At 53.0% G+C, this 24812-nt stretch carries 29 protein-coding genes; 13 read left to right on the top strand and 16 right to left on the bottom strand.

What is annotated here, in order from left to right:
* Positions 1-73: 73 nt before the first annotated feature.
* Entirely contained in the window at positions 74-859 is a 786-nt protein-coding gene (locus PMIT1303_RS11125) for a hypothetical protein (RefSeq protein ID WP_063398757.1), read from the top strand.
* On the opposite strand, the gene PMIT1303_RS11120 is transcribed toward PMIT1303_RS11125, so the two are convergent.
* Positions 846-1382, bottom strand: a complete 537-nt coding sequence (locus tag PMIT1303_RS11120; protein WP_063398756.1) for a DUF456 domain-containing protein — start codon at positions 1380-1382, stop codon at positions 846-848. The two genes, PMIT1303_RS11125 and PMIT1303_RS11120, sit on opposite strands and share 14 nt — an antisense overlap.
* A complete protein-coding gene (gene rsmH, locus PMIT1303_RS11115; RefSeq protein ID WP_063398755.1) occupies positions 1372-2304 on the bottom strand; it encodes a 16S rRNA (cytosine(1402)-N(4))-methyltransferase RsmH in 933 nt (310 codons plus the stop codon). The genes PMIT1303_RS11120 and rsmH overlap by 11 nt, the downstream gene beginning before the upstream one ends.
* A gap of 46 nt (positions 2305-2350) precedes the next feature.
* On the opposite strand from rsmH, the gene PMIT1303_RS11110 reads away from it, so the two are divergent.
* Both PMIT1303_RS11110 and PMIT1303_RS11105 read left to right on the top strand, forming a co-directional pair.
* A complete protein-coding gene (locus PMIT1303_RS11110; protein WP_063398754.1) occupies positions 2351-3535 on the top strand; it encodes an NAD(P)H-quinone oxidoreductase subunit H in 1185 nt (394 codons plus the stop codon).
* A gap of 32 nt (positions 3536-3567) precedes the next feature.
* On the top strand, positions 3568-3948 hold the full coding sequence (locus PMIT1303_RS11105; protein ID WP_063398753.1) for a DUF2752 domain-containing protein: 381 nt from the start codon (positions 3568-3570) through the stop codon (positions 3946-3948).
* A 410-nt stretch (positions 3949-4358) separates the two neighbouring features.
* On the opposite strand, the gene PMIT1303_RS11100 is transcribed toward PMIT1303_RS11105, so the two are convergent.
* The gene (locus PMIT1303_RS11100) at positions 4359-6377 is read right to left on the bottom strand and encodes a M10 family metallopeptidase C-terminal domain-containing protein (protein WP_197459820.1); all 2019 of its coding nucleotides are present in this window, start codon (positions 6375-6377) and stop codon (positions 4359-4361) included.
* 118 nt (positions 6378-6495) lie between these two features.
* Positions 6496-6696 carry a hypothetical protein gene (locus PMIT1303_RS11095; protein ID WP_063398751.1) on the bottom strand — a complete coding sequence of 67 codons (201 nt, stop codon included), beginning with the start codon at positions 6694-6696 and terminating at the stop codon, positions 6496-6498.
* On the opposite strand from PMIT1303_RS11095, the gene PMIT1303_RS11090 reads away from it, so the two are divergent.
* Positions 6695-7150: a thioesterase family protein gene (locus PMIT1303_RS11090; RefSeq protein WP_063398750.1), complete on the top strand. Its 456-nt coding sequence runs from the start codon at positions 6695-6697 to the stop codon at positions 7148-7150. The two genes, PMIT1303_RS11095 and PMIT1303_RS11090, sit on opposite strands and share 2 nt — an antisense overlap.
* Before the next feature lie 156 nt (positions 7151-7306).
* On the opposite strand, the gene PMIT1303_RS11085 is transcribed toward PMIT1303_RS11090, so the two are convergent.
* From PMIT1303_RS11085 to menA, 4 genes are read right to left on the bottom strand one after another with little or no spacing between them, the layout of a single operon-like run.
* Entirely contained in the window at positions 7307-7585 is a 279-nt protein-coding gene (locus PMIT1303_RS11085; RefSeq protein WP_041384731.1) for a TM2 domain-containing protein, read from the bottom strand.
* A gap of 2 nt (positions 7586-7587) precedes the next feature.
* On the bottom strand, positions 7588-8823 hold the full coding sequence (locus PMIT1303_RS11080; protein ID WP_063398749.1) for an AMP-binding protein: 1236 nt from the start codon (positions 8821-8823) through the stop codon (positions 7588-7590).
* A complete protein-coding gene (locus PMIT1303_RS11075; protein WP_063398975.1) occupies positions 8820-9788 on the bottom strand; it encodes an o-succinylbenzoate synthase in 969 nt (322 codons plus the stop codon). The genes PMIT1303_RS11080 and PMIT1303_RS11075 overlap by 4 nt, the downstream gene beginning before the upstream one ends.
* A 4-nt stretch (positions 9789-9792) precedes the next feature.
* On the bottom strand, positions 9793-10767 hold the full coding sequence (menA, locus tag PMIT1303_RS11070) for a 2-carboxy-1,4-naphthoquinone phytyltransferase (RefSeq protein WP_063398748.1): 975 nt from the start codon (positions 10765-10767) through the stop codon (positions 9793-9795).
* Positions 10768-10838: 71 nt separating this feature from the next.
* On the opposite strand from menA, the gene PMIT1303_RS11065 reads away from it, so the two are divergent.
* Positions 10839-12260, top strand: a complete 1422-nt coding sequence (locus PMIT1303_RS11065) for an isochorismate synthase MenF (RefSeq protein ID WP_063398747.1) — start codon at positions 10839-10841, stop codon at positions 12258-12260.
* Here the strand turns inward: PMIT1303_RS11065 and gshB are convergent.
* Together gshB and grxC are read right to left on the bottom strand one after the other, a co-directional pair.
* Positions 12224-13150, bottom strand: a complete 927-nt coding sequence (gshB, locus tag PMIT1303_RS11060) for a glutathione synthase (RefSeq protein WP_197459819.1) — start codon at positions 13148-13150, stop codon at positions 12224-12226. The genes PMIT1303_RS11065 and gshB overlap by 37 nt on opposite strands.
* A gap of 4 nt (positions 13151-13154) precedes the next feature.
* Entirely contained in the window at positions 13155-13418 is a 264-nt protein-coding gene (gene grxC / locus PMIT1303_RS11055; RefSeq protein ID WP_063398745.1) for a glutaredoxin 3, read from the bottom strand.
* 80 nt (positions 13419-13498) lie between these two features.
* Here grxC and prfB point away from each other — a divergent pair.
* From prfB to PMIT1303_RS11025, 6 genes are all read left to right on the top strand, one after another.
* Positions 13499-14627 (top strand): peptide chain release factor 2 gene (prfB, locus tag PMIT1303_RS11050; RefSeq protein ID WP_156487015.1). Its coding sequence is split into 2 segments (ribosomal slippage): positions 13499-13573 and positions 13575-14627, totalling 1128 coding nucleotides; the frame shifts between segments, so codons are not numbered across the junction.
* Positions 14628-14640: 13 nt separating this feature from the next.
* Positions 14641-14832, top strand: a complete 192-nt coding sequence (locus PMIT1303_RS11045) for a DUF3285 domain-containing protein (RefSeq protein WP_011131429.1) — start codon at positions 14641-14643, stop codon at positions 14830-14832.
* Between the two features lie 7 nt (positions 14833-14839).
* On the top strand, positions 14840-15403 hold the full coding sequence (gene ybeY, locus PMIT1303_RS11040) for an rRNA maturation RNase YbeY (protein WP_063398743.1): 564 nt from the start codon (positions 14840-14842) through the stop codon (positions 15401-15403).
* A 24-nt stretch (positions 15404-15427) separates the two neighbouring features.
* Positions 15428-15886, top strand: coding sequence for a diacylglycerol kinase family protein (locus PMIT1303_RS11035; RefSeq protein ID WP_063398742.1), 459 nt, complete (start codon positions 15428-15430; stop codon positions 15884-15886).
* Between the two features lie 14 nt (positions 15887-15900).
* The gene (locus tag PMIT1303_RS11030) at positions 15901-16509 is read left to right on the top strand and encodes an aminodeoxychorismate/anthranilate synthase component II (protein WP_063398741.1); all 609 of its coding nucleotides are present in this window, start codon (positions 15901-15903) and stop codon (positions 16507-16509) included.
* Between the two features lie 26 nt (positions 16510-16535).
* On the top strand, positions 16536-17273 hold the full coding sequence (locus PMIT1303_RS11025; RefSeq protein ID WP_063398740.1) for an MBL fold metallo-hydrolase: 738 nt from the start codon (positions 16536-16538) through the stop codon (positions 17271-17273).
* Between the two features lie 49 nt (positions 17274-17322).
* Here PMIT1303_RS11025 and PMIT1303_RS11020 read toward each other — a convergent pair whose 3' ends face one another.
* Together PMIT1303_RS11020 and argS are read right to left on the bottom strand one after the other, a co-directional pair.
* Positions 17323-18462, bottom strand: coding sequence for a histidinol-phosphate transaminase (locus PMIT1303_RS11020; RefSeq protein WP_063398739.1), 1140 nt, complete (start codon positions 18460-18462; stop codon positions 17323-17325).
* Complete coding sequence (argS, locus tag PMIT1303_RS11015) at positions 18462-20273, bottom strand: arginine--tRNA ligase (RefSeq protein WP_063398738.1); 1812 nt, start codon at positions 20271-20273, stop codon at positions 18462-18464. Before argS ends, PMIT1303_RS11020 begins: the two co-directional genes overlap by 1 nt.
* 51 nt (positions 20274-20324) lie before the next feature.
* On the opposite strand from argS, the gene PMIT1303_RS11010 reads away from it, so the two are divergent.
* Positions 20325-20585, top strand: coding sequence for a hypothetical protein (locus tag PMIT1303_RS11010; RefSeq protein WP_063398737.1), 261 nt, complete (start codon positions 20325-20327; stop codon positions 20583-20585).
* A 52-nt stretch (positions 20586-20637) separates the two neighbouring features.
* Positions 20638-21420: a transposase gene (locus PMIT1303_RS11005; RefSeq protein ID WP_063398736.1), complete on the top strand. Its 783-nt coding sequence runs from the start codon at positions 20638-20640 to the stop codon at positions 21418-21420.
* Between the two features lie 221 nt (positions 21421-21641).
* On the opposite strand, the gene PMIT1303_RS11000 is transcribed toward PMIT1303_RS11005, so the two are convergent.
* The 4 genes from PMIT1303_RS11000 to nadC form a co-directional block, all read right to left on the bottom strand.
* Positions 21642-21920, bottom strand: coding sequence for a hypothetical protein (locus tag PMIT1303_RS11000; RefSeq protein ID WP_063398735.1), 279 nt, complete (start codon positions 21918-21920; stop codon positions 21642-21644).
* Positions 21921-21990: 70 nt separating this feature from the next.
* On the bottom strand, positions 21991-22263 hold the full coding sequence (locus tag PMIT1303_RS10995; RefSeq protein ID WP_063398734.1) for a hypothetical protein: 273 nt from the start codon (positions 22261-22263) through the stop codon (positions 21991-21993).
* 289 nt (positions 22264-22552) lie between these two features.
* Entirely contained in the window at positions 22553-23575 is a 1023-nt protein-coding gene (locus PMIT1303_RS10990; RefSeq protein WP_063398733.1) for a GNAT family N-acetyltransferase, read from the bottom strand.
* A gap of 336 nt (positions 23576-23911) precedes the next feature.
* Positions 23912-24796 (bottom strand): carboxylating nicotinate-nucleotide diphosphorylase, encoded by an 885-nt coding sequence (gene nadC, locus PMIT1303_RS10985; RefSeq protein ID WP_063398974.1) that lies wholly within the window; start codon positions 24794-24796, stop codon positions 23912-23914.
* Positions 24797-24812 lie beyond the last annotated feature (16 nt).

The following is a 24812-nucleotide window of genomic DNA, read 5'->3' as shown; positions in this document are numbered from 1 at the left end:
TGTCGCAGTTTCACAAAATCCTGAGCAAAACTGTTACTGCGGCTACTTTTCAGAAGTATCTGTAACTAAGACGGTGGCAACTACTCCAACCGGCTCCAGCCTTCAGGTGCTCAAAGCCGTCGAGGACGGCTGGAACGCCTTCTGTAAAGCTCCCTGGAGTTTTTTGCTTTTCCAAATCCTGGTGGGGGTGGTCACGCTCCCCTTCATCGGCATTGCGGTACTTGGTGGTGCACGCATCGCCGCTGTCAAAGAAGTTGCAGGATTAAATACTGGAGGTCTACATCCAGTACTGGGTTATCTACTGCTGGTCGTTGGCCTGATCGGTTACATAATCGTGGTTCTATGGGGAATTGTGGGACTAATCCGAGGCGCTTGGACAGCACTCAATGGTCAAAAACCTGACTTCACCGTCTTTACACGTTGGGATCAAACCTCCAGCTGGCGGCTACTGGGCTCATTGATTCTTTATATCGTCGTGGTCGCTGTTGCCTCGGTGATTGCCTACCTAATAGGCCTGGGGCTAGGCCAGATCAATCAAGCCCTGATCTGGATTCCAAGCATTGCCCTAGCAATCTTTGCAATCTGGTTCCTGGTAACCCAACAGTTCCTCGTTCAAAACAGCCTGCTTGGCAGCAAGAACTCAGCCAATGCATTGAGTTCTGGTATCGATGTGATCAACCCTTCCTGGTGGATCGTGCTCTGGCTGCTGATCGTGGAAGCTGTGATCCATGCCATCGCCGCCACCTTCCACTATGGAGGCCTCTTCGTGATGGTTCCTGCCATGGTTTGCATCTCAACTGCGGCCTACCGTCAGTTGTTCGGCAGCACAGACAACACTGGCCTGCTTAAGCCCAACTGAGCAGCAAAAAACCAGCGATGCCGAGTAACGCCAAAACGAATTGGGCTACTCGGCTCACCAATAAGCCAGCAACCACTGCCAGCCCGACCAGCGCACCACGACGAGCTGCAAGCAACCATCCAAGTGCTAACGGAGGTTGACTCGCCGTCAACGTTTCCACCAAAGCAGCACCCAGCCAAGGTCCAAAGAGAGCCCCTAGCAATGGGCCTCCAAAAGGCAAAGCCGGCAACAGACCCACCAAGCCAAGCAGCAGCCCCAATCCAGCACCCAAAACTGCCCAGCGGCTTGCTCGTAAACGAGCAGAAGCAAGAGCTACCGCTAACAGGTCAGCAATAAGGCCAAGTAAAAAAACAATGCAGGCCAAACCAAGGCTGAGCCAACCTGCACTCCAGCCCACATGCCAAACCCATAACCCAGCACCGAGTGGCAACCACAACAAACTCGGTAACACCGGCAACAATGCTCCAGGCAGAGCTAGCAGTTGCACTCCAAAAGCCCACCACCAGATTGGATCAGCGGGCATCGGCAGTCATCGCTTGAGGCAAACGGCGAGCGAACCGACACTTTGCACTACGGCTGCGTGGATTGGCAGCGATCTCCATCTCGCTGGCCACCAAAGGCTTGCGGGTTAGCCGCTCCAGGCGCTGATCACGCAAGAAAGCGGTCTTGACGCGACGGTCTTCAAGGGAATGAAAGCTGATCACTGCGAGCAAACCACCTGGTACTAACCAGTCAGGGGCCTTTTGCAAGAAGCGATCTAAGGCATCCAATTCATCATTCACAGCAATACGCAGAGCCTGAAAAGTGCGGGTGGCTGGATGGATACGACCACGACGGGCCTTAGGCGGATAGCAACCAGCCACCGCATAAGCCAAAGCGGCGGTGCCGGCATAGGGTCCTTGCTCTGCCAGATCTTGCTTAATGCGCCGGGCGATGCGACGGGACAAGCGCTCCTCGCCATAGGCATAGATGAGATCTGCCAGCTCGGTTTCTTCGAGACGCCCAATCAGCTCAGCCGCCGTTTCGCCCACCTGGGGGTTCATGCGCATGTCAAGCGGACCATCGAGGCGAAAGCTAAAACCCCTTTTCGCCACATCCAGTTGGGGACTGCTCACTCCCAAATCAGCCATCACCACCACTGCCGGCTCAGCAGGGCTGAAATCGACAAAATTAGTCGCCACGATCTTGACGCGATCTCCAAATAGCGCCAGTCGCTCAGCCGCCGCCGCACGAGCCGTGGGGTCTTGGTCCAAACCGATCAGACGGAGATCTGGATGACGTTCCAGCAACAGAGCACTGTGGCCGCCGCCGCCAAGGGTGGCATCAATCATCAACCCGCCATCGAGCAGCTCTGCAGACAAAGCAGCGACAGGCTGCGACACGGCATCTGCCATTACGGACAGATGCTTGAAACCTGAATCCGAGTTAATGGACGAATCGGGCATGGGTTCCTTCCTAAGATCCCGCTAACGCTCTGCAACTCAAGGCCCCATGTCGCAGCTGGAAACGCGTACGGAGCCAATGGTCGTCAACTTCGGCCCCCATCATCCCTCGATGCATGGAGTGCTGAGGCTGGTGGTCACCCTCGACGGTGAAGACGTGGTGGACTGCGAACCGGTGATCGGTTATCTCCATCGGGGCATGGAAAAAATTGCCGAAAACCGCACGAGTGTGATGTTCGTGCCCTACGTGAGCCGCATGGACTATGCAGCCGGAATGTTCTACGAGGCAATCGTCGTTAACGCTCCGGAGCGCTTGGCCAACATCTCTGTGCCGAAGCGAGCCAGCTACATCCGCGTGCTGATGCTCGAGCTCAATCGCATTGCCAACCACCTGCTCTGGCTGGGCCCCTTCCTCGCTGATGTGGGTGCCCAAACACCCTTTTTCTATATCTTCCGAGAAAGAGAAATGATCTACGACCTGTGGGAAGCAGCCACAGGGCAACGATTGATCAACAACAACTATTTCCGCATCGGTGGTGTTGCCTGTGATTTGCCCTGGGGCTGGCTGGAGAAATGCCAAGACTTCTGCGACTGGTTTGGTCCCAAAATCGATGAGTACGAAAAACTAATCACCAACAACCCAATCTTCCGTCGCCGCATCGAAGGTTTGGGCGCCATTGGACGAGATGAGGCGATCAATTGGAGCCTTTCAGGGCCGATGCTGCGGGCCTCAGGAGTGCCATGGGATCTCCGCAAAGTGGATCACTACGAGTGCTATGACGACTTCGATTGGGATGTCGCCTGGGAGAAAGAAGGCGATTGCTATGCGCGCTATCGCGTTCGGATCGAAGAAATGCGCCAATCGCTGAAGATCCTTCGCCAGGCCTGCGAGATGATCCCAGGCGGACCAACAGAAAACCTCGAAGCTCAGCGGATGGCGGAGGGTAAGACAAGCCCCTTTATGGGATTTGACTATCAATACGTCGCCAAGAAAGTTGCACCCACCTTCAAGATCCCGAATGGTGAGCTTTACACCAGGCTTGAGTCAGGCAAGGGAGAAATCGGCGTCTTCCTGCAGGGCAACAATGACGTCACACCGTGGCGTTTCAAAATCCGCGCTGCTGACCTCAATAACCTGCAAATCCTTCCCCATATCCTCAAGGGAGCGAAAGTCGCAGACATCATGGCGATCCTTGGCTCCATCGACGTGATCATGGGATCTGTGGATCGCTAAGGCAAAAGGCACTGAACCGTTTTCTGCGACGGATGCAACGGGCTGGTTATCTACTGCCGGCAACACTCACTGGCTGCCTGTGGATCAAGGGTCTGCATCCATCGCTACCAGGCTGGTCCTGCCCACTCAAAGCTCTCAGCGGCATTCCCTGTCCAACCTGCTTCCTTACTAGGGCCACGACTGAAGCACTGCATGGAGATCTGAATAGTTCAGTGCAATGGCATGCTTTTGGGCCAGTGGTGGCCGCAATCTTGATCAGCTGGTCGGTGCTGGCAATCCAGCAGCGCCGATTGATGCCCATTGCTATCCACACTTGGCATTTAATCGCGGCAGCCGTTGCGTTGATCAGCTACTGGCTGGTGAGACTTGGCTTGAACTTTGGCCTAGGAATGCAAGCATTCCCTGTGTACTGAGGAATCCACAAAGAGCAAAAGGCAAGAAAAGTTTTGAGCTGATGCGGAGCCTTTTACTGAGATCGAAATAGATACTGACTAGTTCAATCTTGTCCAAATTAGCCAAGCTGCTATCACCAATCCATTAAGCCCTAATGCCAGGCCAATGGTGATATACGCGAAGACATTACCTGCTGCATTCTTCTCCCCGTTGAGATTGACTCTCATGATCAGATATGAGGGCTAACATGTAGTCAATCACATCAGCAGCTAGCAGAGTGACTAAATGACATCACAAGCAATCAATAGAGCAACGAGATCAAGCCTTGCAAGCCCAATGCAAGAGTTTGTACTTGAGATGATTTAAAGAATCTTTCTGAGCTGGCCAGCACTGCGGAAAAGCAATAGTGCTGGCCAGCTCAAGGTTATGATTATATAAGCTGGGTCCAATGAAGCGCCAAGATCAAATAATCACTCGAGAAACTCTGCGCACCTGCAAGCTCTATCTCCATATCGCTGTTTTGATCTTTATCTGTATTGAGCTGTAAAATACCTGCATCAAACCTCACCTCTCCTGGAGATCCGCTGAACTCAGCCGAACCAATAAATTTAATCGCAGTCTGAATATTTGAGAGATCAATACGATCTCCCTCCTCGCCATTGAAGTCTGTAATCACATCACGTTTCCCGCCTGGTCGAGAATCATCCACACTATTAAACTGAAAGGTATCTGCACCCTCACCACCAACCAAAAAATCACTTCCCGAACCGCCAATCAATATATCGTCAAACATCAGCCCCATCAGAGTCTGGCTACCATTCCCTGCCGTTAAAGTATCTTCCACATCATTAGATCCTTCAATAACTTCTGCGTCCCAACTATTGGGTACTTTCTGATCTATCCATGACACCGGCAAAAAGGGTGCTTCATAGATTGAAAGGGTGACAGATTCAGGATTATCAGGATTAATCTCCTTGGCTGCCGCATTAAGGAAGTCAATAAACTTGCTGTAGTCCAGAGCACTCAAGCCATCAAAAGTGCCACCAAAGCTATTCAGGTCTTTCATCGAATCGACTGTTTTACCCGGCTTACTAATATTTTGATCAAGCTCTTTAATCGCCTTCGCGATCAAGCTGTCAGCAGGGACACCTTGGATATCTTGGAGACGATTAGTCGTACCAACCCTGGCTTGATTGGTACTTGAAAGGTTCTCGATAGAGAATAATGGAACACCACCTTGAGGCGTATCAGTATCACCATTTCTTTTTGTTAAATCTAAAGGTTGATAATAAATCTCGTCTAAATGTGGAGGGCCCCAACCCTTCGTATCTGGATGGAGTCTTGAAGGTGCCCCCCCAGAAGGGTAATCGTGGTCAGAAAACATCCCAGCGAGCAGCTCTGGGAAGTCGCGAAAATAACGATACGGCGTATCAACATTATGAGGCGCTAAAACATGCACTGACTTATTATCAAGATCAGGAATTGCAAACCAATTCAAGCTTGTTCCTCCACCCTTGATTCGGCCATTCGGATAATCATTATCAATATTCTCTTTAATGATCTTCCCGGGGTTCTCACCGAGAGATTCAGTCATAGTGTCTGTAGACAAGAATTGATGCAAGCGAGTATCTCTGTCAACGCTAAAATCCTTCGCAAAGTCAAACTCATTTGGCTCATATTCCAACTCACCAAACCAGTAATTTTCTGCAAAGGCTTCCATAGACCCACCGCTTGACTCAGCCCAAGCTTCGGTTCGATAATTAACAAAGCCATAATTATAATGGCCTGCAAACCCTTGTTGACTTGCGTCTTGATCAGTGAATCTTACACTGTCTGGCATATATCGATTCCATAGCCACTTCGTGTAGCCAATTCCAACTGGCTGGCCATTCACTCCCCCATATGGCGTGTCATCTTGATAGGCACCACCACCCTCATGATCAAATTCCATATGAGTAATCTTCTTTGCACCGGCAGCATTGTTGATTGCTTGGATGAGTTCAAAACTTTGGCGCATATTATCCTTCGGATGACCAGCTGTTCCATCGCCAATACTTGCATTACCAGCTGTATTGCTTGGATCGCTTTTCCAGGGATCCGTAGGATTCACAGTGGTTACAACACCAGCTTCAACCTCACTAGGCAGCTTATCCAACCAATAAGTAACAATCCAAGGAGTGATCTCACCTGTCCCTTTATCTTTTCTCATGCCCGAAGGCGGATTTGGGTTTAAATAGTTATACGTTCCATTACCAGCTGCGTCATCCGTATAATCGTTGACATGAAAATACGAGGTCTTGATCTTGCTATTGTTCACGAAATTGAGCAGGTTATTGCAATAGTCTTCAAAGATCTTCTCGTCAACATTATACCAAGGGAAGCCAAAATTAGTCAGCGAAAGCTTCGGTAAAATTGCTGTTGCTTGAGTGGTATCAGTCGAGATCGACATTTGCAGAATTGTGTTCTTTGCAGTTTTTAGCCTTATGAGCCTTTCTTTGCAGCATTTGTTACATCTCATTCATTAATACTCTTCAGGACTACCTCTATGATTAAAAGTTTTGGAATGATCAAGTAAGACCTAAATTCGCACGAGTTCTTATTAGCAGATTCACGGCCAATTCATGACTAAAGAGGCTTCCCTTCGCGAAGGAACCAACAACACTCAAACTGTTGGATCCGCTACCAATAAAATCTTTCGCCATCAACCCATCACAATCCAAATCAAAACCATTGTGGTGGTCTTGCCTAGCAACCACAATCACAGTCATGAATCCAGAAAACTGGTTATTGCTGCGCCGCGTGGTGCGTTTTGGCGATACTGATGCCGCCGGCGTGATGCATTTCCATCAGCTATTCCGCTGGTGTCATGAGTCATGGGAAGAAAGCCTTGAGCACTACGGCCTAACCCCCGCAGAGATCTTTCCTGGCAGCCGCAAGTCTGAAGTCACACCGGAAGTGGCCTTGCCGATCATCCATTGTCAAGCAGATTTCCGCAGGCCGATCCACACCGGAGACGCATTGGCTATGGAGCTACGCCCAGAGCGACTCAATCCAAACAGCTTCCAAGTTCACTTCGAATTCCGCTGCGAAGAGCAAATCGCTGCCCACGCTCTCATCCGCCATCTAGCGATCAACGCCCAGACACGTCATCGCTGTGCACTACCAGAAGGCATTGATCGCTGGCTGGAGGCTTCCGGTGTGGGGAAGATTGGCTCAATCTGACCCACGCCAACGCCCCCAACTGCAGCGGTAAAAAACTTGCCATCAATGCAAAAGGATGAAAGGCATCCTGTGGCATAGACGCGAAGATACTACAACTCATCAGAGCGGATCCTGCAAGCATCAGCCGTTGCAATATGCGCATTGAACTAACACTCATCAGAACCACTCCTTATCACCATCAAGATAAATCTCTTTAAATTCTTGCGGTGTTTGTGTTAAATAAATAATGCCCTCAATTAAACCTATAACTTGCATGACTGCATATGCAATCCCACAAGTAATAGAGCCTCCCGCAAGCGAAACCACCAACATAATCATCGCCGGATTATTCTTGCCTAAGACAAATTTATGAATCCCTAAAGCGCCAAGAAAGATCCCTAGCAAACCCGCGGCTAATTTCTTATTACTAAGCTCAGCATCAGAAAGACTGGCCATCGTCAAAACTCTGTACTTTCCGCTTCTAGCAACCGCAACCATTGCTGCCAATAGCCCCGTTGCCATTTTCCATTCGCCATCGGAGCAAGCATTGGACAAAGCCGCCAATGCATCGGCCGATCGGCAGGCGGCCAATCGACACAGAGATGGCGTAGTTGCTTGATCAAATCCTCTCCATTCGCCCCAGCAGCAGGACGCACAAGCGCCACCAAGCGTTGCCCCCATTCCCTGTCTTCAACAGCAAGCAGCAACACAGCCTCAAGAGGCAAACCAACCGCCGCAACTTGTAAACGGGCCTCCAACTGTTCAGGGAACACCGTTTCACCACCAGAGTGAATCGCTCCATCCAAGCGGCCAGCAATGCTGAGCCAAACCCGGTTGCTCTCAGTGATCAAGCAACCAGCATCTCCAGAGGTCCACCAGCCTTGCTGATCTCGAACATCCTCCAAGCCCTCACCCAACCAGCGCGCCAACGCCAACCGCGCTGTTCGAACTTGCAACGCGCCTGCTTGCGTCAACTGCAGCTCCACATCTTCAAGCGGTGATCCACAGCCCGTCGCACCCGCCAGGAAATCCTCAGGAGCAAGCGCTGTCACCATCGCCGCTGTCTCAGTTGCTCCATAGCAGGGTGCCAAGCGCAAGCCTTCGGCCCGTGCCGCTTTCATCAACCCTGGCGAAAGCACTGCTCCACCAACCCAAATCACAGCACAAGCCTTCAACACACGCACACCAGCGTTATGCGTCAACAACCGCTGCAGTTGTGTTGGCACCAAAGACATCAAGACCGATTGCTCTCCCCATCCCGGCAACGAGCCACACAACTGCTCTAAAGCGTCTGGATCCCTCATCAAGCCAGGCTGTAGCCATGCATGCCCAATACGCCAACAACGACTACGCCACCAAGGCATCAAGCCACTAACGTGATGCAACGGCAAAGGATTAAGCACCATGCATTGCTGCAGGTCGTAACCCTGCTGCTGAAGCCATTGACCTGTAGCCGAAGCTGATAAGTCGAGATGGCTACAAGGCTGCAAACAGTGCTGCTGTCCGCCGGAGGTGCCTCCACTTGCGACCACCACACCAGGACCATCAGGCAAAAGAGCCCTAGGGATCAAACCGCTAGTTCCAACGGGCGGCAGCAGTTGCACCCAATCGCCTTGCTCCAAGGCCTGAGCGAGCTGCAAGGCCCTTTGCTCAGCCTGAGCGGGATTGCAACGCAGGGCAACCAACTCCCTCATGCCGCCGCCCAGACCACTTCGGGATCAGCGCTAAATAAAGGTCCATCAGGGCACCAACCCGGGGCCAGGCCAGGAGCCACTGGTGTAGGGCCCTGATGCTGCAAAGCAGCGAGATGGTGCAGCCAACGCCGACCAATGCCGGTTTCAAAGGCCGTGCTCAACATCCGGTAGCCAACACCCTCCTGCAGCCCCCTCAGCAGAGGTCTGGGATCACCGTCTAAAAGCGGGCGCCGCACCTGCCAGCCAGACCATGACTCTCGCAGTGATGGCTCAAGCACAAGCGACTCATCAAGAGCCACGGGAACCTGTTGAGCCAAAGCTCTTAACCCCTCAAGATCACCAGCAGGCAAAGGTTGTTCCAACCATTCCAGCCTCGGATCCTGCAGACATCGCTCCACCCACCAGCTGACCACACTGCGATCCCAACCGCCATTGCCATCAAGCCTGAAGCGCGCATGCTCTGGCAGCCGCTCCAACAATTGCAACAATAGGCGCCTCTCCAGTGCATCTGGAGCGACCGCCACCTTCCACTTCACGGTGAAGGGATCAGCTGCTGAGGGATCCCTCTCAAGCATGGAATCCAAAGCCTTCAAAAGAGCCTGCCCCGCCGGCAACAACACAGCCGAGGCAGGCGCCGCAAGCCAACCGCCTGTTGCCACAGACCCCACGAGGCCATCCAATTCCGCCAAAGCTGCACCCACGCCAAAAGCCAAAGGCGCAGGCCAAAACGCCATTCCATCCTCCAACTCCAAACGCGTTGGTGCCAAGCGCAGCTTGACCAAACAATCTCCGCAGGCCTTTAAACCAGCCGCATCCATCGGAGCCACCTCCCCCCAACCACAACGACCCTCGGAATCCTCCAATCTCAGCAACCAACCCTGCCGTTCTTCAACAACCCCCTGAGCCGTCTGCAACACCCGACTCAAACGAAATGAAAACGGTTTGCACTGAAACTTGAGAGCCATCAACTCAACCTGCGCTAGACATCCCAAAGCCCAAGCAAGGCGCTAGCGCTAAGCCCAAGCTCAACCCCAAGCCATTGAGCGCCTGAAAGCGCAATGCCAAAAACTTGCTGCCACGAATCTTCTCTGGCTGATCATGGTGATGGCGAAGCAAACGGATCAGCGCTGCTCCTGCAGGCAATCCCAAGCCGCCAAGCAGAGCTGTCAGCGGCCAATCTCCCTGCAGCACAGGGATCCACTCCAGAGCAAACACAAGCGAAAGAATCCAGGGCACCAAAGCCGCCGCACGAGCTGTGCCCAAGCGCACCACAGGCGATCGTTTGCCAAAAGCCGCATCCTCAGCGACTTGATGAAAATGAGAGCAAAAGAGCACCAAGGTTGTCGCTAAGGCCGGACCACTCCCCAGGGAGAACGCCGTTGCCCATGGAATAGCTGATCCATCACCGTTGAGCGGTGCTAACGCCAACAAGGCCGCGGCAGTAGCAAAAGGGCCAAAAGCCAACCAACACAACGGCTCACCGAGGCCTATGTAGCCCCAGCGAAAGGGCGGCCCCTGGTAGAGGTATCCCAAACCACAACTCACCAGCACCAAAAAGAGCACAGCAGCACTACTGCGCAAAGCCAACACCAACATCAACATCAAGCCCAGCAGGAGCGCTAAGTGGGCAAAACGGCGCACAGGTTTCCGCTGACCCAGCAACGCAACCACCGAATGCAACTTGGTGAAGCTGTCCACGCCGGTATCTGCATCAAAGAGGTCGTTGCTGAGGTTTTCCCAAAGCAAAAGCAGCACAGCCGCAACCAAAAAACCAAGCAGTTGATCAAGACGCACTGCTTCGCCGGCCCCCACCAGCCAACCTGCCGCCAACAACGCCGGCATCACTGCCACGGAGTACATCGGCCACTTGATCGCGGCTTTCCAAAGAGCTCGCCTTGTGGAGGCCTTGGCGTAAAGGGATGCAACATCCTGCTGGTCTGGCATGGGAAAGAAGCCTGGAAACCAGGGAAAGGCCCATACATTTGAGCAGCACCCGCGCTCAACTCCGATCCCGGATGACAGCTGACCGTAGTTTCAGCAATCTTTTAACTGCCGCATCCCGGGGCTGGTGCGAACGCAAGGGCGATGAAGGTGTCCTCAGCCTGGCCCTGCCTCTCGACGAGGTGGATCCGCTATACCACCTGCCCTTACTAGCTGATGAGCATCCCTTCCAGTTTCTCTGGGATAGTGCACCAGGCCTTTGCTTTGCAGCAACAGGTCAGTGCCAAAGCCTTGATCTTGCAGGCCCCAGACGCTTTGAGCTGGCCCAACGATTCAGCGATACAACCCTGGCACGCCTCACAGACGCGACGCCCAACGCCCCTGCTCAGGCCCGGCCGAAAATCCTGCTGGCCTTTTCCTTTTTCGACCATCCAGCAGAACGACAACGCAACCAGATCCGCACAGCAGCAGTTCAAGCGGTACTGCCGCGTTGGCAACTCAGCCGCCAGGGTCGACACGGTTGGCTGCGTCTCAATGGCGTGATCACCCAACAAGCAGAAGCGCGGGACCTAGCAGAACAGCTTTGGCTGATGGCGGAAAACCTGCTTGACCCCAATCACAATTCAAAAGATTTCTGGCCCAGCAGCGTCCACGGCACCACGGGACTCAAGCCCTGGCAGGAGTGTTACAGACCAGCTCTCAAACGCGGACTGGATTTAGTAAGCAGCGGTGAGCTCAACAAATTGGTGCTGGCTGTGCGCCAATCCATTCAGCTCCAAGCACCCTTAAACCCGCTGCCAGTACTGGCCAAACTACGTCAACAACAATCAGGTAGCTGCCGCTTCTTATGGCGAAGAAGCCACGAGGATGCCTTTTTTGGAGCTTCGCCTGAACGGCTACTCAGCCTGCAAGGGAATCAGCTACGCACCGACGCTCTGGCCGGCACTGCTGATCGCAATGACGATGGCCAAGAACTACTCCGCTCGGGAAAGGACCGTCGCGAGCATGAACTTGTCGTTGCCTCAATTACCAGTCAACTGTTCAATCAAGGACTGACACCACGGCGACCACGGAACCCCCAGATCGCTCGTCATGGCCAACTGGTGCATCTGCATACACCGATTACAGCCCATGCCCGTGGTCACACATCCCTCAATCTGGCCAAAATTCTTCATCCAACACCTGCGGTAGCGGGTCTGCCTTGCCGGGAGGCGATGGCCTGGCTGCGCACATTGGAACCTTTTGAACGTGGCAACTATGCGGCACCGATTGGCTGGATCGACAGCCAAGGCGATACGGAACTGCGCGTGGCCATCCGTTGTGGCCATGCACGCGGTTCAATGCTTGATCTCACCGCTGGAGCTGGTTTGGTCCGAGGCTCTGTGGTCGAACGCGAATTACAGGAAGTTGGCATGAAGCTGTCTGTACTGGCCGACCAACTCGATCTGCGTGCCAAGGATCAACCAAGACTGACCAGCAAACGCGCAATCACTTGATCAGCGAGGGGAACCCCCTTGAGGCGCTCAACCTCACGAATGCCAGTGGGACTGGTGACATTGATCTCACTCAGCAGGCCATCAATCACATCAATTCCCACAAAAAACAAACCCTGCTCTCTCAAAACGGGTGCCAATTCTGCACAGATCTGCAATTCACGACTGTCTAGCTCTGTGGGTTCAGGGCGACCACCCATGGCAAGGTTGCTGCGAAAATCTCCAGCCTTAGGACGACGGTTCACTGCACCAAGAGGCTCTCCATCCACCAACAGGATGCGCTTGTCTCCTTCAATGACAGCCGGCAAAAACCGCTGAGCCATCACCGGTAACTGCTCCTGATCCGTCACCAACTCAAGTAAGGCCTCAAGTCCGGGAGCGGCACCAACGACTCGCACCAGCCCCTGACCAGCTCGACCCCCTAAAGGTTTGAGCACCACCTCTCCTTGTTCACAGGCAAAGGCCGCAAGCTCACTGACCCGACTGGCCACAAGCGTGGGAGCCATCAGGCTGTTGAAGCGCAGCGCACCGAGCTTTTCATTCCAGGCCCGCAACGCCGCTGGCCTATTGAGCACGCACACACCAGCTCGCTCGGCCAGCTCAAGCAAATGGGTGGCATAGAGATAAGCCTCATCGACAGGGGGATCCTTACGCATCCAGATGCAGGCGAAGTCTGTTAGAGGAAGGCTCTGGGGCTCACCGGTGCTAATCCAAGGCTCAGGCACCACAGGGATGGCAATCGCAGCGAGCTGATCTCCGCGAGCCTGAAGATCAGCGGGTGTACAAGCCCAAACCTCAATCGATGCCCGTTGAGCCGCCTGCATCAACGCAGCTGAGGAATCCTTGGCAGGTTGAATGCACTGCAGGGGATCCAAGACGAACAGCTGTCGCATGGCGTCAGACCTTGCCTTGGAGCAAACCATCAAGTTTTTGAGCCCCCTCAAGGGCATGCAACTCATCGCAGCCACCGATGCTCAGATCATCGATAAAGATCTGGGGCAACGTGTTACTGCCCCCAGCCCGGTTCGCCATCGCTGCGCGGGCATCCTGGTCGCCATCGATGGCGTGCTCCTGGTAACTCACCCCTTTGCGATCCAAGAGAGCCTTGGCACGCAGGCAGAAAGGGCATGACTGCCAGGTATAGATCTCAACCTTGGCCATGGCACTGTGATGACGTCACTGAGATCCTATGCAGGCTGGCCACGCTGATAGCGTCAGATCTCTGGACTCAAGCATCAACGTTGCTGGACCTCACCGACTTCAAACGCGATCTTTCTGAGCTCACCGACCGCCTGGGCCAAGCCCAGGACTGTCTTTGACGTTCCTGCTCTAAACGCTCGCCAACAAGATCTTGAGCAACTCGCTGCTCAACCAGATTTCTGGGACGACCAGCAAAACGCCCAGAAGCAGATGCGTCAGCTGGACGAAGTCAAAGCCCAGCTGGTGCAAATCAAGCTCTGGCGTAGTGCCGTCAATGATGCTCAGGCAACCTTAGAGCTCTACGACCTCGAGCCAGACGACGAGATGCTCAGCGAAGCCCAATCGGGGCTTCAACAGCTGCGCCAAGGCCTTGATCGCTGGGAGCTCGAACGACTACTTAGCGGCGAGTACGACAAGGAAGGCGCCGTGCTCTCAATTAACGCTGGGGCTGGTGGCACAGATGCTCAAGACTGGGCTCAGATGCTGCTCAGGATGTACACCCGCTGGGCAGAGGATCACGACATGAGAGTAACCGTGGACGAGCTTTCCGAAGGGGAAGAGGCCGGAATTAAAAGCGCCACGGTAGAGATTGAAGGCCGCTATGCCTACGGCTACCTGCGTAATGAAAAGGGCACCCACCGCTTGGTGAGAATCTCTCCTTTCAACGCCAATGGCAAGCGCCAAACAAGCTTTGCAGGCGTAGAGATCATGCCAAAAATCGATAAGGAAGTAGAGCTCGACATCCCCGAGAAAGATCTAGAAGTCACCACCAGCCGCTCCGGGGGCGCCGGTGGCCAAAACGTCAACAAGGTGGAGACAGCCGTACGCATTCTGCATATCCCAACAGGATTAGCGGTGCGCTGTACGCAAGAGCGCTCACAACTACAAAACAAAGAGAAGGCTTTGGCTCTACTGAAAGCCAAGCTGATGGTGATCGCCCAGGAGCAGCGTGCTGCCGAGATCGCTGACATCCGCGGCGATATCGTTGAAGCTGCCTGGGGCAATCAGATCCGCAACTATGTCTTCCATCCCTACCAAATGGTGAAAGACCTGCGCACAGCAGAAGAAACCACAGACGTGCAAGCGGTGATGAATGGTGAGTTAGACCGATTCATTCAGACCCTGCTGCGTCAGGGCGTCGATCGTCCAGGCAGTGATATGGATCACTAAATCAGACATACCAATGACGACAGATCCAAGCTCCAAGGAGCCTCCATCACAAGCAACACCACCGCCAAGCTTCGTGAAACTGGCGATGCGCAACATGGTGCGCAAAGGTGGACAAAGCCTTTGGCACTTCGGCCTCACCGCCTTTGGCGTTGTGGGGTTCATCCTGATGATCGCCTGGCTAGGCAGGCCCACACTTCCCCATTGATGCGCGCATGAGCGCACTGCAAACCTCTCCGATCAACCTCGACCTCGATCTGGCCTTTCATCCCGCCAACGATGATGCCTTGACGAGCTTGGCTGATGCAGACACAAAGCGCCGCCTCACTAACGCAAGTCCCTGGCAGCAAGACCTCACAGCCTGGATTGAAAGCGTCCGTCGTGACCCAACCCTGACCTGTCCTGAGATTGTGCGCCTCAGCCCGATGCTCAGCCTGGGACTTCAACTCACGGATGACGCCACCATCACTGAACTGAATCACGCTTGGCGTCAACGATCTGAAACGACTGACGTCCTCTCCTTCCCAGCAGTGGATAACAGCCTCGTCCTACCAACAGACACTTGCGTCGAACTGGGCGACATTGTCGTCTCAGTGCAAACAGCACAACGCCAAGCCAAACAACACAGCCATGAACTTGGCCTAGAACTCCGCTGGCTGGTAAGCCATGGCCTCCTGCATCTACTGGGCTGGGACCACCCAACAGATCAGAGCCTGAAAACGATGCTGAGCTACCAGGAGCAACTTCTCAGCATCAACGGTAAGGTTCATCACCACTAGTGATGCAATCCAAGAGATCACTACATGCTCCCTCAGACCAACAATTTGTTGTCCGAAGAGATCACCCCACTATCCAACCAAGGGCATCAAGCCGCCCGGCGGGGCGCCTGGCGAATTGCCGCAGACCTACCAACCAGTTTTCGCTACGCAGCCCAAGGTCTGGCCTATGGCATCGTCAGTCAGCGCAACTTCCGCATCCATGTCGTGATCGGCGCCGTCGTTTTCGGTCTGGGGCTCTGGCTGCAACTGAATCTCAACGATCTAGCCGTATTGGTTCTCACTGTGGCAGCAGTGCTTGTCTTGGAGTTGCTCAATACATCCATCGAAGCTGTGGTGGACCTAGCAATCGGTCGCCGCTTTCACCCCCTTGCACGCATCGCCAAAGACACTGCTGCTGCTGCTGTCATGGTTGCCGCCATTAGCTCTCTACTGATTGCCCTGCTGCTGCTGCTTCCTCCTCTACTGATCCGCCTTGGGCTCTGACGCCCTGCAGCCCCATGCTCCTGATTATCGACAACTACGACAGCTTCACCTTCAACCTGGTGCAGTATTTAGGGGAACTGGCCGCAAAGCATCCTGTCGCTGCTGATCTACGGGTTGAGCGCAACGATGCTCTCTGTCTAAGCCAAATCAGGGAGCTACACCCCGCCGCCATCCTGCTCTCACCAGGCCCAGGCAATCCTGATCAATCCGGAGTTTGCCTGGAGGTGCTAACCGAGCTGGCTCCCACAATTCCCACCCTCGGGGTGTGCCTAGGGCATCAAGCCCTAGCTCAAGCCTATGGAGGCAAGGTGGTGCAAGCTGATGAACTGATGCATGGCAAAACCTCGCCTGTGCTGCACAACGGCGAAGGGCTGTTTAAAGGCTTACCCCTACCACTCACTGCTACCAGATATCACAGCCTGATTGCAGAGCGAGAGAGCCTGCCGGACTGCCTAGAAGTCACAGCATGGCTAGAGGACGGCACAATCATGGGCCTACGTCATCGAACACACCCCCATCTACAAGGAGTGCAGTTCCATCCCGAAAGTGTGCTCACGGAGGCAGGCCATCAACTGCTTACCAACTTTTTGCGTCTGACTGAAGCCAGCAAAAAGCACTGCTAACTTCCATAACCTAATCACTTCCACTCATGCCTTCCCGCTTCAAGGTTCTGAGGCCCCGCAGCCTATCCGCCGCAACAGCAGTGGGGTTGATGCTGTCTACGGCATCCTCAGTGATGGCCGGTGGGGTCACAATCACCAGTTATGGCCACAGTGCCCTGCTGATCCAAGGCGGTGGACAATCGGTGTTGCTCAACCCATTCAAGGCCGTGGGTTGCGCCGCAGGCCTACGCGAGCCTCGCGTCAATGCCACTGTGATCCTTGCCAGCTCTGAGCTCGCTGATGAAGGGGCTCGAGTCGCCACTGGTCGCTTTCTCGTGCAACCAGGTTCATACCGCATTGGCGGCTTAAACCTAGAGGGATTTGCGGCTCCCCATGACCGCCTTGGCGGTCGCCGTTTCGGCCAAGCCACCCTCTGGCGCTGGCAACAAGGCGGCCTGCAATTTGCTCACCTTGGCGGCAGCGCTGCCTCGTTATCGGGAGAAGACAAAGTTCTGCTTGGACGTCCCGACGTCTTGATCATCGGCGTAGGGGGTGGCGCCAAGGTCTATGACGGCGCTGAAGCAGCACAAGTCGTCAATGCACTCAATCCACGCCGAGTCATCCCAGTGCAATACGTGAGTGGTGCAGCGCCAAGCGACTGCGATCAAACAGGGGTGCAACCATTCCTTGATGCGATGGCAGGTACACCGGTCAAGCAGACAGGAACGACCATCAGCCTGCCGAGTGATCTGGGTGATGGACCCGTGATTGAGGTGATGCGCTAACAGCGCATCCATAGCCTGAGTGAGTCGATCAGCATGTCTTGCCGGTCACTCAGGCTGCAAGAGACTCAACAGTGGCAAAGGCTTGCCAAAATTGCTGCATTTGCCGAGTGGTGCCAATGCTGACCCGCAAGGATCCATCAATCAGCGGTTTGCCAGTCATCAGCCGAACCAAGATGCCCCGCTTGCGTAAGGCTGCTTCCACCTCTGCTGGTTGCTGCTGCGGCCAGATCAACAGGTAATTCCCTCCATCGAGGTGGTAACGCACACCAGAATCATCAAGGCGGCTTCTGAGCCAATCACGCGCCTTCAACACATCAGCCACGTAGGCATCCACGTAAGCCTGGTCATCAAGAGCCACGAAAGCTGCTGTTACCGCAAAGCTATTGATGTCATAAGGCCCAGTCACACGACTGACGCGATCGATCACATCAGCAGAGCCGATCGCAAACCCCATGCGAAGACCAGCCAAACCTGCGGTTTTGGCCAGCGAACGCAACACCAACAAATTTGGTGTTGCAGTGAAGTCTGCAAGAGGCATCACGCTGTCACCTGTGAACGCCTCATAAAGCTCATCGACTACCACTAACGTTTCAGGCGCAGCAATGGCAAGTTGCTGAATCTGTTCTGGTGCCAAGCGCGTGCCTGTGGGGTTGTTGGGATTGCAGAGCAACAACAGCCTTGGCTTCTGCTCCAGCACACGCTTACGAATCACCTCAAGCGGAAAGCAAAAGTCGCTACCTTCATAGGGAATAGCCAAAATCTCCATCCCCTGCATCTGAGCGCAGGGCGTGTAGTAGCCAAAGGTAGGGCTCGTTGTCAGTAAGCGAGCACCACGATCGCCATAGGCATGAAAGATGGCGTGAATCGCTGCATCTACGCCGTTAAACAAGCCAATCTGACTAGGGCTAAGTGGTTGGGTCAGCCCTGGTCGGCCTTGATCACGATTGCTCAAATTGGCCACCACCGCTTCTCGCAACCCGTCGTACTCCGGATAAACAGCGATCTGATCAGCAGCAATAGCTCGCAACGCCTCGAGTACACGAGGGCTAGGGCCGATCGTATTTTCATTGAAATCAAGACGCAGCAATCCACGGCGACCCTCAAGCGGAGCGCTATAGGCCTTCAGACACTCCACTTCCACCCGAGGAGCGGGGGCACCAGAACTCATTCGTGAAGGTGAAGACCCCATCACATCCGCTCCAGCGTGGGAATACCCAACAACGACAGCCCTAGTTTTAGGGTATCTGCCGTGAGCCGGCAGAGCGCTAGGCGACAGCTACGAGATGGTTGCTCAGCTTTCAACACCGGCACCTGATCGTAAAAGCGATTAAACACCTGGCTGAGCTCAAACAGATAGGTGCAGAGACGATTGGGTAACAACTCCTCCTCAACTTCGGCGATCACTGCATCAAACTTGAGTAACTCCCGCACTAAAGCCCATTCCTGAGTTTCACTGAACTGAAGCTCAGCCGTAGTGACATCAAGATCGCCCCCCTTGCGCGCAATACCGGCGATACGAACAACGGCATAAAGCAGATAGGGAGCTGTATTGCCCTGCAGAGCAAGCATGCGATCAAAACTGAACTGGTAGTTGGTGATTCGGTTCTGGCTGAGATCGGCATACTTCACTGCTGCCAGCCCTACCGTGGTGGCCACCTGCTCAATAAAAGATTCATCTTCATCCCGACCCTCCTCCTGCAGCCGACGGCGCAGATCAGACTCAGCGCGCTCAACAGCCTCATCGAGTAACTCGCGCAGACGAACAGTGTCGCCAGCACGCGTTTTGAGCTTCTTGCCATCTTCCCCCTGAACCAGGCCAAAAGGCACGTGCTGTAGACGACCAGCATCAGGGATCCAACCTGCGCGCTGAGCAACCTGAAAGACGCCAGCGAAATGATTGGCCTGGCCAGCATCGGTCACGTAAATCACACGCCGAGCGCCATCACCTTGGGGAGGAGCAGCAAAGCGATAGCGAATGGCTGCCAGATCGGTGGTGGCGTAATTGAAGCCACCATCACTCTTCTGAACAATCACAGGCAGAGGTTTGCCGTCCTTACCAGTAACACCCTCAAGGAAGACACACTGAGCGCCGTCATCGCTAACGAGCAAACCGGAGACATTGAGATCCTCAACAACACTCTCGAGATAGGGGTTATAAAACGATTCGCCGCGCTCGTTGAGACGAACATCAAGCCGATCGTAGATCTTTTGAAATTCACGGCGCGACTGATCACATAGCAAACCCCAAGCCTTCAAGGAAAGAGGATCACCCCCTTGCAATTTCACCACCTCCTCACGGGAGGTGGTCTGAAAAGCCTCGTCGTCATCAAAGCGTTGCTTCGCCTGGCGATAAAACACCACAAGATCGCCAAGATCAACAGCATCAGCTGTTTCAAGAGCCTCTGGTGCCACTTGCTTCAAGTGGGTAATCAACATCCCAAACTGCGTACCCCAATCGCCTACATGGTTAAGACGCAGCACAGGGTGTCCACGAAACTCCAACACCCGAGCAAGGGAATCGCCAATGATCGTGGAACGCAAGTGCCCCACATGCATCTCCTTGGCGATGTTGGGGCTGGAGAAATCCACCACCACTGGAGTGGGCTGTTGCCCATCGTTATCGGCCTCCACCAGCGGCACGCCCAGACGAGCATCAGCCAGCCTTGCCTGCACTTCAGCAGCCAGGCATTCGGGCCGGACGGTGAGATTAATGAAACCTGGCCCAGCAATTTCTGGCGTCAAGCAAATGGCATTGAATGCCGTATCGACCATCAGCTGGTCGACAATCGCTGCAGCAATTTGACGCGGAGGCTGCTTGAGCGGCTTAGCGAGGGGTAAGGCAGCATTGGCCTGAAAATCACCAAATTCAGGCTTGCTGGCTGGGGCCAATTGTGGATCCAAGCCAGTGCCACTCACACGTGCTGAGGCTGCGGCTTCAGGGAAGGCACGGTCGATCGCCGCACGCAGTTGACTCTCCAGAGCGTGGGCAAGGCTGAGCATGAACTCCGAGGCGAAATGGGCCTGCAATCACCCTGATCATCACTGACCACGATGCCGGCAACCAGCAAGCCTGCTTCAGCAGTGTTCTCAAGTGATCACCAACACATGCGCGCTGATCTTTTGAACAGTCAACGGGCATCAGGAATAGCTTGCCTAGCTCAACCTGAGAGCTGCCTTCTCCGTCTAGGTTCTCGGCTCAATAGGCGGCTCAACAAAAGCTGGATAACCAGAGCCAATGCACTGATTGATCCTTGCGTGATTCGTTCTCCTCATCAGCTCTTGGTTGTTCCCCCGCTGATGATTGTGCGCTGATGCCGTCTGCCCATGGCTCGGATGACCTACTGCCGACAACTGGGTACTACGCATGGCTCGAGCAAAACGCTTACTACCGTCTGGCTGCAGTTTTCATATCACGCTGCGTTGTAATAGCCGGCAGTTCTTGATTGCCAAAGCCCTTAGGCGTGATGTGTTGTTGGCGGTACTTAAAAAGGCCCAGCAGAAGTTTGCCGTGAATGTTTATGGGCTCTGCCTGATGGCTAACCACCTTCACTTGCTCGTTAAGCCAACCGATGCCAAAGATTTGCCCAGGTGGATGTATTGGTTCGCTTGGTATTCAGCGATGGCACTGAACAGGTTGAGTGGACGTTGCGGGCACTTCTGGGAGGCCAGGTATTTCTCAACGCCGATCCACCCCAAAGACCACAGAAGAGAGTTGAACACCTTGAGGTATATCCATGCCAATCCCAAAGCAGCTGGGGTAAGGAAAGGCTTTTATGACCCCTATAGCAACTATGGCCACTACAGCAGGTTGCAAGCAGACGGCATCACTGAATGGAGCCCTGCCTTTTTAAAGCTCTCGGCAACGCTTGATGGATGTGCCAAGCGCTATGAGCGTTTTTGCCAGCGCTATCGCCATCACAGCAAAGCTGCTCCCAAGTGCCATTGGGGCAGCCGCATGCTTAAACGACTCGTGAGCAGTGCAAGAACTAGAAGCAACAAGAAGAGGGTTTCTCCAGGTCAACAACAGCTGCCGTTTGCGTTCGATATTCGCCTCAACCAAATCCCTGAAGATTGGCATCAGCTTGCTGTGAGATTTAGAAAAACTAATGGAATCAGAGATGGTGATCAAACTCTCAGGCTGTGGTGATTCAAGTAGGGATATAAGTAGTTTTAGGGCAAAAGGCTTCGAAGGTAAATTTATGATGAACACGAAAAACTATTACTAATTTTCTTCCTACTAAATAAGGCATCAAGGCAACTTTCTTTAATTCAATGTGCCAGGTTTCGGATGGCGTTATAAGCTAATATTGAGGTGATTAAAGAAATGAAACTCCTCTATAATTGCAGGGGAGTTTGAGTGTTCTATAGTTAACTCTCCTTACCGGCCCCTGCCGGGTTGCCCCCGCCGGATACTGCCGCAAGTGTTGCCACATCTAGCTCAATATCATCGAACTCATCCTCTGCATCCATCTCCCGTAGATAACTCCTGACTTCATCAGCGGTAAAACTAACTCCATTCTCACTAGCAATCCCAATCATCCTTTGCACTGCTGAATCTAGGTCTTGAATGACTAGCCCATAAAGTTCAGTTTGTGCTTCAGGTGCTAAAGAAGCTCTGATTTGTTTGAACTCTTGGATAGTTGGCATTGTTTGGAATTTAAGAAGGACTGATAAAGCAGAAGGAACAGCAATGGTTCAGGAATCTTACTGACATTAATTAGCAGCCGCCCCTAGCTGCCGCCTCACCTCCAGCAACAGCCGCCAATGTAGCTTCATTCAGCTCAATATCATCAAACTCATCCTCTTCATCTAAATCCCTTAAATAAGACCTAACTTCATCAATAGTAAAACTGACTCCATTCTCCTTACCAATCACAATCATTCTCTCAACAGCTGCTTCTAGGTCTTGAATAACTAGCTGATACAGTTCAGTCTCTATTTCAGGTGATACAGAAGCTCGCACTTGCTTGAATTGCTCAAGAGTGGCCATGGTTTCATCTTTTCAATTCCTACCTTATAGCAGCATCAGTGTCTGATGGCATGATCTGACTCACAGCTATTCATGGTGTGACAATACGCTTACCTTGGGATTGGAATGTAAGGCTTAACCAGATCCCAAAAGACTGCTATCTAGTTTCTCTGAAATGACATGAAACCCACATCTATGTTATTGCTGTGTTCCTATGCCCAAAAAACAGCAAGAGGCTTACATGCATGTCAAAGGCTTAATCAATAGGTAATATGAAGCGATGATAGATTTATCTACACACATATAAAAACTATTGCTTTGTATTGGATAATTGAAAGCTTCTGATCCGAGTCTCGACCCATTGGTCTGAGACAGGCCGAAAATGACGTTCGCTCATTCTGGGCATATTAATGTGATCTGGATGAAAAGCAAAACAACCCTTCGCAATTGGTTGAGCAACATGCTGATTTATATTTTGTAAGTCTATGCCAGCAAAATGAGCCGAATGCATAACGTCTGCAACCATTGCTAATAACCCACCACTCTTTTCCCAGCCAGGATCCACCCAAACCTTAGCATAGCGAATTAAATTAGGAGATAATTGATGAGCCGCAAGCCAACCTATTAACTTATCATCAGCCATCAAAAGTCGACTATATCTTAAAGAGTGGCAACCTGATGAATAGGGCTGATTTGGATCATATGGCTTCCCAATGTTGTCTTCATCTGGAGCTGCAAGCCGAGCCTGAAGTTCGGAAGTTAGCTCATCAGGATAGGGAGCAATCTTCCATCCCCATCTCTGTTGTTGTCGCTTAGCCATTCGATCTAGACGAACAAGCAATGGACCAACTTTCATTGGATCTGAAAGGGTAACTATGGTCTTTCCTGGATCATCCTTCCAGCCAGCCTCTTTTTGTGTCATTCGATCAAGCGCAGTGGTAGAGAGTTGACCCAATGGCATAACAAGAGTGACTTCGTGAATCTTGTGCTTTCTTGCCCATCGTGTAGCAGCATCAACAAGATTGCTTGCTATCCCATTGCCTTGCCATGCTTTTCTTACAGCCAAGCTGTCTATTTGCAATCTTATACTTTCACTATCACAAGCATCTTGAACACAAGCAAGCAACAGCGCAACTGGCTCTCCTTGGCCTTCATGAGACCTAACTCCCCAGGCAACATACGCTGGAAAAGCCTCATGATTTTTACAAGTTATTCTCTGCGCAATATTGTCAAGCCTTGCTCTTAAGCTCTTCGCCGTCAAGCCTTTAAAGGCAATAGCATCTTGGCCATTAGCTATCAAGAAAGGCTGTCCAAATGAATCAATGGTAGACATTCACTACTCTTTATTGTTGACTTTAGCCGCGATTTTAGATCAAGTTGGTTTCCCAAGGGAAAGTTACATAGAGTCTTAGAGGTTGATCTTAATCACACCTTGATCGTCTGCACTGTCTTTGTCTTGTTAAACACTGACAGGCTGAATAAGAGAACTTGCTAAAGCAAGAGGTCAGCAGCAGTAAGCGATAAGGAGAGTCAGAGTGATCTCTGCACTGGGATCAACCTCTAAGTGATCAGCTCATAGTGTTTTGAATACTGAGTTTCAACGCAAAGCTTGAGGCAGTCGCTTGACTGGAAAGAAGGTTGGCTTAAAGCCGAACAACCTAAATACCTATTAAGCAGGCGTCGTTGATTCAAACCGCATGCTGATATCAAGCCAGGAACTGCGCGTCACCGGAGCACTCGTCGAGATCAAATCAATCCCCGTTGCCGCGTAAGCATGCAACTGGCCAGGGTCCACACCAGACGCCTCCAGAACCACAGGCCCTTCAGCTCGCTGCTCTGCCAATAAACGCAAACGGGGCACCAGGCTGTGAAGCGCCTCAGGGGAAAATTCATCCAACAGCACACCATTGGCTCCAGCCCGAATCGCCTCATCAGCCTGTTCGGCAGTTTCCGCTTCAACGATCACTTGAGCTGGCCATGGTGCGCTTGTGCGAACAGCGGCGACAGCTGCAGCCATGCCGCCAGCCCAAGCCAAGTGGTTCTCCTTCAGCATCGCTGCATCATCCAAACCACATCGGTGATTCACTCCCCCCCCACAGCGAACGGCGTACTTCTCCAACACACGTAGCCCAGGAGTGGTCTTACGGGTGTCAGCCAAGCGCACAGACGACCCACGCAACTGATCCACGAGTGCGGCAGTTGCAGTTGCCACGCCAGACAATCGCATCGCCAAATTCAGGGCTGTTCGCTCCACAGCCACCAACGCTGAGGCCTGCCCCTCAAACCGCAGTAAATCTTGGCCAACTGAAACTGAAGCCCCTTCATTGACGAGAAGCTGCACCCTGGCCTTTGGATCAAGCGCATGCAGCAATGGCTCAACGAACACTCCACCACAAAACACACCCGCAGCTTTGGCTTCCCAACGAGCATGGCCACTGCAACCCTTCAAAGCTGGAGAGGTGAGATCACCACGACCAAGATCTTCTGCCAACCAGCTCTCAAGCCTGCTGCGCAGTTCTGGAGTCAGGGTCAATGAAACTGCTGGCAAGGCCATGAGCAGGTCAACAAGC

The organism is Prochlorococcus sp. MIT 1303, from assembly GCF_001631965.1.
GTDB classification, from domain to species: domain Bacteria; phylum Cyanobacteriota; class Cyanobacteriia; order PCC-6307; family Cyanobiaceae; genus Prochlorococcus; species Prochlorococcus marinus_D.
The sequence above is the reverse complement of the archived record's forward strand: the minus strand, read 5'-3'. Positions and strand labels throughout refer to the sequence as shown.